At 56.9% G+C, this 9,983-nt stretch carries 4 protein-coding genes and 1 tRNA gene; 3 read left to right on the top strand and 2 right to left on the bottom strand.

All coding sequences use genetic code 11. From position 1 onward, the window contains the following. Window positions 1–760 precede the first annotated feature (760 nt). From speC (E6X30_RS05295) to E6X30_RS05285, 3 genes are all read left to right on the top strand, one after another. Entirely contained in the window at window positions 761–2,941 is a 2,181-nt protein-coding gene (gene speC, locus E6X30_RS05295; RefSeq protein WP_016663913.1) for an ornithine decarboxylase, read from the top strand. Window positions 2,942–3,227: 286 nt separating this feature from the next. Then, window positions 3,228–4,790, top strand: a complete 1,563-nt coding sequence (gene lysS / locus E6X30_RS05290; RefSeq protein WP_084813926.1) for a lysine--tRNA ligase — start codon at window positions 3,228–3,230, stop codon at window positions 4,788–4,790. A 207-nt stretch (window positions 4,791–4,997) separates the two neighbouring features. Beyond that, window positions 4,998–5,071: transfer RNA gene (locus E6X30_RS05285), tRNA-Lys, on the top strand. 851 nt (window positions 5,072–5,922) lie between these two features. Here the strand turns inward: E6X30_RS05285 and potE are convergent. Beyond that, window positions 5,923–7,329, bottom strand: a complete 1,407-nt coding sequence (gene potE, locus E6X30_RS05280) for a putrescine-ornithine antiporter (RefSeq protein ID WP_016663911.1) — start codon at window positions 7,327–7,329, stop codon at window positions 5,923–5,925. Window positions 7,330–7,398: 69 nt separating this feature from the next. Further along, window positions 7,399–9,576, bottom strand: coding sequence for an ornithine decarboxylase (speC, locus tag E6X30_RS05275; RefSeq protein WP_016663910.1), 2,178 nt, complete (start codon window positions 9,574–9,576; stop codon window positions 7,399–7,401). Window positions 9,577–9,983: the final 407 nt, after the last annotated feature.

Genomic DNA, 9,983 nt, shown 5'->3' with positions numbered 1-9,983 from the left:
CAGCCGCCCCTCTCGCGAAAGTGGTGAAAAACAGCCCCAGATGCCCGGATCCAAGCTCCAGGCGGCCACTTTTCACCACCTTCAAACAAGCAACCACCAACGAACCGACCGACACCCCACCCCAAAGCCAACCGCGCCAGCACCCGCAACACCCACCGTCAGCGCCCCAACGCCCGATGCCCCTCAAAACCCGCAACCCCCACCTTCAATACCGCCCCTCACCGAGCAAGAAGTGCGTGCGCACTATCCCCCTAAATCAGACCAATACGCTGTGGAACTTTAAATATCCAGAAAAACTCCCAATTAGGAGGATTGCGGGCAACAAATATCGACGAGCGCTGCCCACTTTCAGTCTCGCCGTGCAGTTTCAAAGGTGTCGCAACCGTACTTAAGGGTGTCGCCCCACTGAAACGCCAAGGCCCACCCCCCCCGACGAGGCACACACCACACTGCGCCCGTAGTCACGGTGTCACGCATGCCACCATCGGACCCCAAAGGCAAAGCCGCAGGCCGCAACACTGGGAGCGCCCCATCCACAAAAGGATCTAGATCACTATTTGGGTGAACTTGGACGGGGCTGCAGAGAGGTGCACAAAACCCGACCCCACGCAAATCGCAGACGCGCTCAACGTAAACATCCCGTTACGGCAGCAAGCGAAGGGACTTAACTCCCTAGAAAAACACAACCTCGAAGGTGTAGCGTCATGGTGTCGGACAGAGTTGTGCCGACGAGATTTTCTCCAATGCAAGGAAAGTGAAAATGCTCCGCAGGACTATTGGAGTCAGCGCCGCTCTTCTCGGCTCTGACACAACGATCCATCCGATTCCCGGCTACGAACTGACCGCACTCCAGGGCGGCGACCTCGCGAACATCTCCGCGATCATCCTCGACCAGGATGACATCGACGCGGGTAAGGTCGCCGAGATCAACGAATACGGTTTCGGTATTCCCGTTTTCGCCGCCGTGAAGAGCACCAAGGACACCACTAACCTCGAGGGCCTCCACGGCGTTATCGCCCTCGACGAGCTCCAGGGCGACTACTTCGCTCGCCAGATCGCTGCCGCCGCTGACAAGTTCGAGGACGAGGTTCTCCCCCCGTTCTTCGGCGCGCTCACGAAGTACTACAACCGCGGCTTCTCGCCGTTCGACTGCCCCGGACACCAGGGCGGCCAGTTCTTCCGCCAGCACCCGGCCGGCCGTCGCTTCTTCGACTTCTACGGCGAAGAGCTCTTCCGCACCGACCTTTGTAACGCTGACGTCGCCATGGGTGACCTCCTCATCCACGACGGCCCGCCCGTCCAGGCCACTGAAGCTGCTGCTCGCATCTTCAACGCCGACAACACCTGGTTCATCCTCAACGGCACCTCGTCGTCGAACAAGGTTGCCATCAACGCTGTTGTTGGCCCCGACGATCTCGTGCTGTTCGACCGCAACAACCACAAGTCGAACATCCACGGCGCCCTCGTCATGGCCGGCGGCAAGCCCGTCTACCTCGAGACCGCACGTAACGCGTTCGGCCTTATCGGCGGCATCGACGAGCACTGCTTCGAAGAGGACTACATCCGTGAGCGCCTCGAGAAGGTTGACCCCGAGCGTGCAAAGGCTGAGCGCCCGTTCCGCCTCGCGATCATCCAGCTCGGCACCTACGACGGCACGATCTACAACGCCCGGCAGGTCGTCGACAAGATCGGTCACCTCTGTGACTACATCCTGTTCGACTCCGCATGGGTTGGCTACGAGCAGTGGATCGACATCATGAAGGAAGGCTCGCCGATGCTCCTCGAGCTCGACGAGAACGACCCCGGTATCCTCGTGACCCAGTCGGTGCACAAGCAGCAGGCTGGCTTCTCGCAGGCCTCGCAGATCCACAAGAAGGACTCGCACATCAAGGGCCAGGATCGGTACGTGAACTTTGATCAGTTCAACAACTCGTACATGATGCACGCCTCGACGAGCCCCTACTACCCGCTGTTCGCCTCGCTCGACATCAACGCCAAGATGCACGAGAACGGCGCCGGCGAGAAGCTGTGGCACGAAGCCCTCAAGAACTCGATTGAGGCTCGTAAGCTCATCCTCGGCAACCTCAAGATGCTCAAGCCGTTCGTTCCCGCCGAGGTCGACGGCAAGCCTTGGGAGTCGTACGACACCGAGACCATCGCTTCGAACCGTAAGTTCTTCGAGTTCCACCCGGGCGAGCAGTGGCACGGCTTCGACAGCTACGTTGAGGGCCAGTACTTCGTTGACCCGATGAAGCTCCTGCTCACCACTCCGGGCCTCATCAACAAGACCGGTGGCTTCGAGTACGAGGACTTCGGCATCCCGGCGAATATTCTCGCGAACTACCTGCGCACGCAGGGCATCGTTCCCGAGAAGTGCGACCTCAACTCGATCCTGTTCCTCCTCACCCCGGCGGACACGATCCAGAAGTACTCGAACCTCGTCGCTGCGCTCCGCCGCTTCGAAGAGGCTGTTGAGAAGGACGTTCCGCTTCAGGAAGTTCTCCCGGAGATCTACGCTGCGAACGAGGACCGCTACCGCGGTTACACGATTCGCCAGCTCTGCCAGGAGATGCACGACTTCTACAAGAACCGCACGGTTGCTCAGCTCCAGAAGGACATGTTCCGCGAGGAGAACTTCCCGAAGGTCGAAATGACCCCGCAGGAAGCAAACGTCGAGTTCATCCGTGGCAACGTCGACTACCTCCCGATCGAAGAGTGCAAGGGCCGCATCGCGGCCGAGGGCGCTCTTCCCTACCCCCCGGGCGTCGTCGTGGTTGTCCCCGGTGAGGTTTGGGGCGGTCCGCAGTACGACTACTTCATGGCACTTGAAGAGGGCATCAACCAGCTGCCCGGCTTCGCTCCTGAGCTCCAGGGCGTTCACATGGTGACCGAAGACGACGGCCGCCAGCGCGCCTACGGGTACGTCATCCGCAACAAGTAAGGACGGGTAGACCAACATCTGCCAATAATTTCGGCGGGGCGCCCGCGTGGAAAGCTAGCATTCCACGCGGGCGCCCCTTTATGTGCGCTTTCGTGGCCAAAAGGTTCACCGACCAAATTGCAGCTTGACCGCGAATAAAGATCAGCAACCTATTTCCCTATTTCCATATATCCAGGCGAAAAAACCGTCCCCCGGGAAACTAACTGAGAAGCCAATACACAGTAAGACAGGCAACACAGCCGCGCAGATTTGCTGTTACACTGACTTTGTTCCTTACCTAGGAACAATGTCACAACATCAAGAGAGAGAGATCATCGTGTCTGAGCTCAATGCTGGCCCCCAAGCGGGCGTCGAGACCCAAACTACCGCTGACCAACGCGCGGTGCGCATGGGCAAGCGGGCCGACATGCTCAAGCAGCAGGAGCGTCTGCCTTACCCCGTTGGTGTAGAAAACACCTCGACGATTCAGGCCGTCCTCGAAAAGCACGGTGAACTAGAAGGTTCCGAAGTAAAGACCGGCGACGTAGTCGGCCTTTCTGGACGCGTCGTCCACATCCGCAAGACCGGCAAGCTCGTTTTCGCCGTTCTCCAAGCCGGGGATCACTCACGCTTGCAGTCAATGCTTGTGGAGAATGAAGTTGGCGAACAAGCATTCGAAGACTTCAACCGCCTCGTTGATATCGGTGACCACATCTTCGTGCACGGAGAAATCGGCACCTCCAGGACTGGCGAGCTTTCCATTTACGCTGACCGTTGGGAAATGGCTTCGAAGTCGCTTCGCCCACTACCGAACCTCCACACCGACCTCAGCGACGAAATGCGAATGCGTCGTCGCTATGTCGACCTCATTGTCAACCCCGAGGCACAGCGCATCGCACGCTTGCGAACTCGTGTGATCCAGGCTCTGCGCGACACCTTCCGCGAGCGTAACTACATCGAGCTCGAAACGCCTATGCTCCAGGTTGTGCCCTCAGGTGCATCCGCGCGTTCCTTCGATACGCACATGAACGCGTTCGATATGCAGGTTTCGCTACGTATCGCTCCTGAGCTCTTCCTCAAGCGTGCCGTTGTAGGTGGCCTCGACCGCGTATTCGAGATCAACCGCAACTTCCGCAATGAGGGAGCGGACTCGACGCACTCCCCCGAGTTCACCATGCTGGAGTGCTACGAGGCGTACGCCGACTACAACGTCATGGCCGATCTGGCACAAGAACTCATCCAGAACGCAGCCATCGCAGCAACCGGCTCAACCTTGGTCACCCTCGATGACGGCACTGAGTTCGACCTCGGTGGCGAATGGAAGCGCATCGACCTCTACGAGAGCATTTCACACTATGCAGGGGAAGAGATCACTCCTGAAACCTCCGCCGAGCACCTTCGCGAACTCGCCCGCAAGTTTGAGGTAGATGTGGATGAAGAGACGCTCGGCCACGGAAAGCTCGTCGAAGAAATTTGGGAGCATCTGATCCCCGCCGAAGAGCTCTACAATCCCGTTTTCGTCATGAATTACCCAGTCGAGACGAGCCCGCTCACTCGCGATCACCGCGACCGCCCGGGCGTCGTGGAGAAGTGGGATCTTTACATCCGTGGCTCGGAAATCGGCACAGCCTACTCCGAGCTTGCTGATCCGGTTATCCAAAGGGAGCGGTTCGTGCAGCAGGCGCAGCTTGCAGCTGGCGGCGACGAAGATGCAATGCGTTACGACGAAGATTTCTGCGACGCCATGGAATACGGATTCCCTCCGTCAGGCGGCATGGGAATCGGCATCGACCGTGTACTCCAGACCATCACCGGTCTCGGTATCCGTGAAACCATCCTTTTCCCGCTTATCAAGCCCATCGAGAACTAGGAATCCACGGGGCTCAAGCAGTGGATTAATAGCCATTAGCTTCGTGAGCCTTCCTTGACCCCGGGCCACCACAGGCCGGCATTTTTGCCCCTGTGGTGGCCCGGTCACTACTGCATATAAGCAGCCGGAACTCGCATACAAACGCGAATCAGCTCTAAGACCGAAAGCGTAGAAATAGCCGCAGACTTCTGCTATAGTTGGATAATCGCGCCATTAGCTCAGTTGGTTAGAGCAACTGACTCTTAATCAGTGGGTCCGGGGTTCGAATCCCTGATGGCGCACGGTAATCCCCACCTTCCCAGGTGGGGATTACTTTATGTTGGCTACCCACCGACCCGTGGACGCCTCACACGTATTCGAAAGCCACATCCCTATGCTTGCTCATCGATAGTGTTCTGTTGGCACAACGCTTGATCTTCACAACGAAACCAAAGACTAGAGTTTCTCACTATTGCCCCGAGGCTCAATGCCATCACTTCACTTCCGCCAACACTAGCTATTTCAAGACAGAAGAACGTTCAAGACGTTTGCGGAATCGCGCGAACTACTACCGCAGCGACGTTGTGGCAGTCCGCTCGGACGCAGGGGACTACAGCCGCCTGGCTCCTGTATGGACCATTCGCACTTGATTGCATACGGCAGTCATCGACCAGGAGTCACCTCCGGTGGAGCATTTTGGACGCCCCACGATTCTATTGCTGTTTTGCATGTCAACAGCGTCCCTGAGGATCTGGCACACTACACAAACTTAGTACTTCGTCTAGTTTCGGCAACCTGAATGGCTTAGAAGTCCACCTGGACACCAGAGAATCTTGAACTCTGCTGACAAATCACATTCATTCACTAACAGCTAGTGACGCCGATGCCAAATGCCTTCGCATTCGATCACAGCGACCTGCGCACACCGCTGGCGACGGTCTCCTGTTCTGCCCGTTCCAATCCCGTCCGTAAGGGGGGGGTAGCACCTCGTGTCGTTTTAGCAAAGAACGAAGGGTGAGCACACCCAAAAGCCAGGCACAAAAAACCGCCCCGCTTACAGGAGCTATTAGCAAGCGGGGCGGTAGTTAGTTATATGGGTTCAGTCCTGACACTCATATAGAGCCGGGAACGAACCCGTTAGGCTCAAGCTAGATCAGGCCGACGCTGGGTTAAGGCCGGAGTTGGTTTGCTTAGCCTGTTCAATCTCTTCGTGGGCTTTGGCATCGTCGCCCTTGCCCCCGTCAAGCAGTCGCGGAGCGAGGACACCGAAGAGGGTCCAACCGAAGAAGGTGACAAGCGCTCCACCCATCATGGCCTGCTCGCCAGCGGTGAAGAGGGAGTAGAGCGAGTAGAGAGCCGCAATAAATGCGAGCACGTTCACTGCGCGTGCCTTGCCTGCAGGAACTCCAGAACGCTTCTGCAGAATCTTGACCGCACCCATAGAAAGGAGGTAGGGAATCAGGTTGGTGATAACTGCAAGGTTGACAAGCACCTCGAACTGTTCAGCAAGGCTCGGGCTCATCGTGAAGAACGAGAGGAGAGTCTGCAGACCGGTGATGATGCACATACCGATGATCGGCGCGCCAGCTTTGGTCACGTGGTTGAAGATCCTAGGCAGCTGCCCAACCTTCGCCATCGAGCGGGCAACTTCCGCAATGGTGAACTGCCAGCCGAGGAGCGAGCCGAAGCAGGCAATAACCATGAGTGCAGTGATGATGCGTCCAACAACCGGGTTGAACATGTGTGCGAAGGCAAGGCCGAACGGACCGTTCGATGCAGCGAGCTCCTCGTGGTTGACGATGCCGGCGACAACGTTGGTCGAAAGGATGTACATAACTGCAGCACCGAGAGTACCGCCCATAACCGCGATAGGAACGTTCTTCTCGGGATTTTCAACGGCATCGGAGTTCGCAGAAGCGGACTCGAGACCGAGGAAGGCCCAAAGGGTCATTGCGATCGAGGACGAAACTGCCTTGAAGAACCCAAGGTCATGCGGGTTCCAGGCGGCGGCCCATGTGGACGGCGAGAACCAGAACCAGCCGATGATGCAAATGCCGAGCACCGGTGCGATAACGCCCCAAACGGTGATGGAGCCGATCTTGCCAGTGATGCTGGCACCACCGAAGTTGAGCACGGTTGCAAGCCACATGGTGGCGATGGCAAGACCACCCACGATAAGGGGACCATTGCTCATGCCTGAAGTATCGATATCGAAGAGCGTGAGGCCGTAGCCAACAGCCGAAATCGCGATCGCGATGTTCGCAATACCGAGCGAAAGAATGTAGGTGTAGTTGGCCATGAACGAGCCGGACTTACCGAAAGCATATTCGGCGTAGCCGCCCATGCCACCGGCGTTTCGACTGTAACGACCAAGCTTTGCAAAGCAGTACGCGAGAATCGTCGCACCGCCGGCGGTGACAATCCAAGAAAGGATCGAGATTGTGCCGATCTGAGCAAGCTTCGTAGGAAGCATGATAATGCCGGAGCCCATCATGTTAACCATCGTGAGGATGGTCAACTGCACAACTCCCATTTTCTTTTGAACTGGTTTATCGTTCATGTTTCAATTCTCCATAGTCTAGGGGCGGAGCCGCGGGACCGCCGCGGCCCCACCCCTTTGACAAATTAATTAGTTTTTGACCACGTACGCGTATGCACGCGTAGAGCCGTCGTCTTCATTCACCATGTGCACACCCTGGAGCTCCGGTGCGAAGCCGGGAAGCACATTGATGCCCTCTTCAAGGGTGAGGAAGTACTTGAGCTGGGCACCACCCCATACCTCACCGGGAACAACACAAATGATGCCCGGGGGGTAAGGCAATGCGCCCTCGGTTGCGATTCGACCCTCTGCCTCACTGAGCGGGATGAGTTCAACATCCCCCGCAATAAGGGCGGTGTTCGCATCTCGTGCACTCATTTCGCTCTTCGGCAGGGTCTCTTCACGGAACATTGCTCGCTGAAGTTTCGCGACCTCACGCTCTTTATAGAAGTCGTGCATCTCCTGGCAAAGCTGGCGAATGGTGTAGCCGCGGTAGCGCTCTTCGTTTTCAGCATAAACGCGCGGGAGCACCTCGGCCAACGGTACATCCTCGTCCAGCATTTGTTCAAACTGAACAAGTGCAGCAACCAGTTCCTGCATCTTCGGCAGAGTTTCTGCGGGCGTGATGAGGAAGAGGATTGTATTGAGGTCACACTTTTCAGGAATGATACCGAGCGTACGCAGGTAGTTAGCGAGGATATTGACCGGAACGCCAAAGTCCTCATACTCGTAACCGTCCTCAGTGTTACGAACACCGGGAGTTGTGAGAAGGAACTTCATCGGGTCGATGAAGTACTGGCCTTCGCGGTACGAGGGGAATCCATGCCAAGTTTCGCCCGGCTTGAACTCGAAGTACTCACGGCTCGCCATGATTTCTTCGGTCGGAGTGTCTTCCCACTTAACACCGTTAACGGTCGGCGGGAGGAACGGACGAATGTACTTGCATTCCTTCAGGATCATCTTGCGGGCTTCAATCGAAACCCTGAGCGCCTCAGCCCAAAGTTTTTCACCAGAGCCATCTGCGTGGATGCGTGCGTTAACGTCGAGTGACGCATACATCGGGTAGAACGGGCTCGTGGAGGCATGCATCATGTATGCATTGTTGAAGCGATCGGAATCGCAGTAACGAGCCTGGTCCTTGATGTGGTTGTCCTTCTTGTGGATCTGCGAAGCCTGCGAGAAGCCCGCCATACCCTTGTGGACAGACTGGGTCACGATAATGCCGGGGTCGTTCTCTTTGAGGTCAAGAAGCATCGGCGAGGACTGCTTCATGATCGGGATCCACTGCTCGTAGCCAACCCATGCGGAGTCGAACAGGACGTAGTCGCAAAGGTGACCGATCTTATCAATGACACGGCGAGCGTTGTAGATGGTGCCGTCGTAGGTGCCGAGCTGGAACACGGCGAGGCGAACGGGTCGCTCGGCCTTGGCACGCTCGGGATCGACCTTCGCGACACGCTCGCGGATGTAGGCTTCGTCGAAGCAGTGCGCGTCGATACCACCGATGAGACCGAACGCATTTCGCTCGGTTTCAAGGTAGACAGGCTTAGCATCGGCCATGACGAGGCTGCCATGGTGAACCGACTTGTGGTTGTTGCGGTCGAACAGGACGACATCTCCCGGCGCAAGGAGAGCGTTCAGAACAACCTTGTTGGATGAAGAGGTGCCGTTCAGGACGAACCAAGTGTCGTCAGCGTGGAAAACTTCAGCTGCACGTTCGAGAGCTTCTTCGGGGGCACCTTCGTGAATCAGAAGGTCGCCAAGCGCGACGTCCGAACTGGAAAGGTCAGTGCGGAAAAGGTTTTCGCCATAAAATTCAAAAAACCGGCGACCTGTGGGGTGCCGGCGGAAGTACTGACCGCCGTGGTGGCCAGGACTCGGGAAGTTCGAGTTGCCAAGGTCACGGTAGTCAACCAGAGCTTCGAAGAACGGGGGGAGAATTTCGCGGTCGTAACGGCGAGCAAATTTCTCAACCTTACGTGCGAAATAATCGCTCTGAATGCGGTCTTTGGTGATCACATCATCGATTTCACCCTTACCGATAAGATCTTTACGGTCGGCCGAGACACACGCAATAACCGGGAGACCCCAGCCGAGTTCTACAATCTCTTTGCCTTTACCGTCTTGAACATCCTCTTCGGACAGCACGACCACAGCAGCATCGGTGAGGTCAGTTTCGCTAAGAGCAACTACCTGGCGTTCAGTTGGGAACCAACGTTTATAACTTTCAGCGAGCGAGTCGCTAACAACTACGTTTCCGTGTTTCACTTCAATCCCTCGGCAGAGCCGGGGCCCTTTCTAACGATACGGATATACTGCATTGTTCAACCTTTCACCTAGAGGGCTACCCAGCCCGGGTTCTAGGTCTCAAGGCCTAGTGAAATCCTCACATAGATGACACCCGAGCACCAGGACACTGGTCCCGCAAAATGGACAAAGTTGACAGCCGCCGCCCCAAATCTGCTTCCGCGCCCTCATGTGCCGTCCATGTCACCCACTGGGACCGCTAGTAAAGGTCATCGACCGCCGTCGGGAACGCCTCCGCGCAGATGCTCGAGTCGCCAGCCCTGAGAGGTGGTCCACCACACACCCCAATAACGATGTTCCCCACACTTGCGGGCCAAGCAGTCACGCGTCAGATATACTGGATCCATAAACTAAAGATTTAAAGACGG

The organism is Dermabacter sp., assembly GCF_032550575.1.
In the GTDB taxonomy this organism is placed as follows: Bacteria; Actinomycetota; Actinomycetes; order Actinomycetales; family Dermabacteraceae; genus Dermabacter; species Dermabacter hominis.
This window is presented reverse-complemented; position numbering and strand designations above follow the sequence as displayed.

Coding starts and splice junctions, on each gene's coding strand:
- lysS (WP_084813926.1), top strand. CDS start 3,228: ATGTCACAACATCAAGAGAGAGAGATCATCGTGTCTGAGCTCAATGCT.
- potE (WP_016663911.1), bottom strand. CDS start 7,329: ATGAACGATAAACCAGTTCAAAAGAAAATGGGAGTTGTGCAGTTGACC.
- speC (WP_016663913.1), top strand. CDS start 761: ATGCTCCGCAGGACTATTGGAGTCAGCGCCGCTCTTCTCGGCTCTGAC.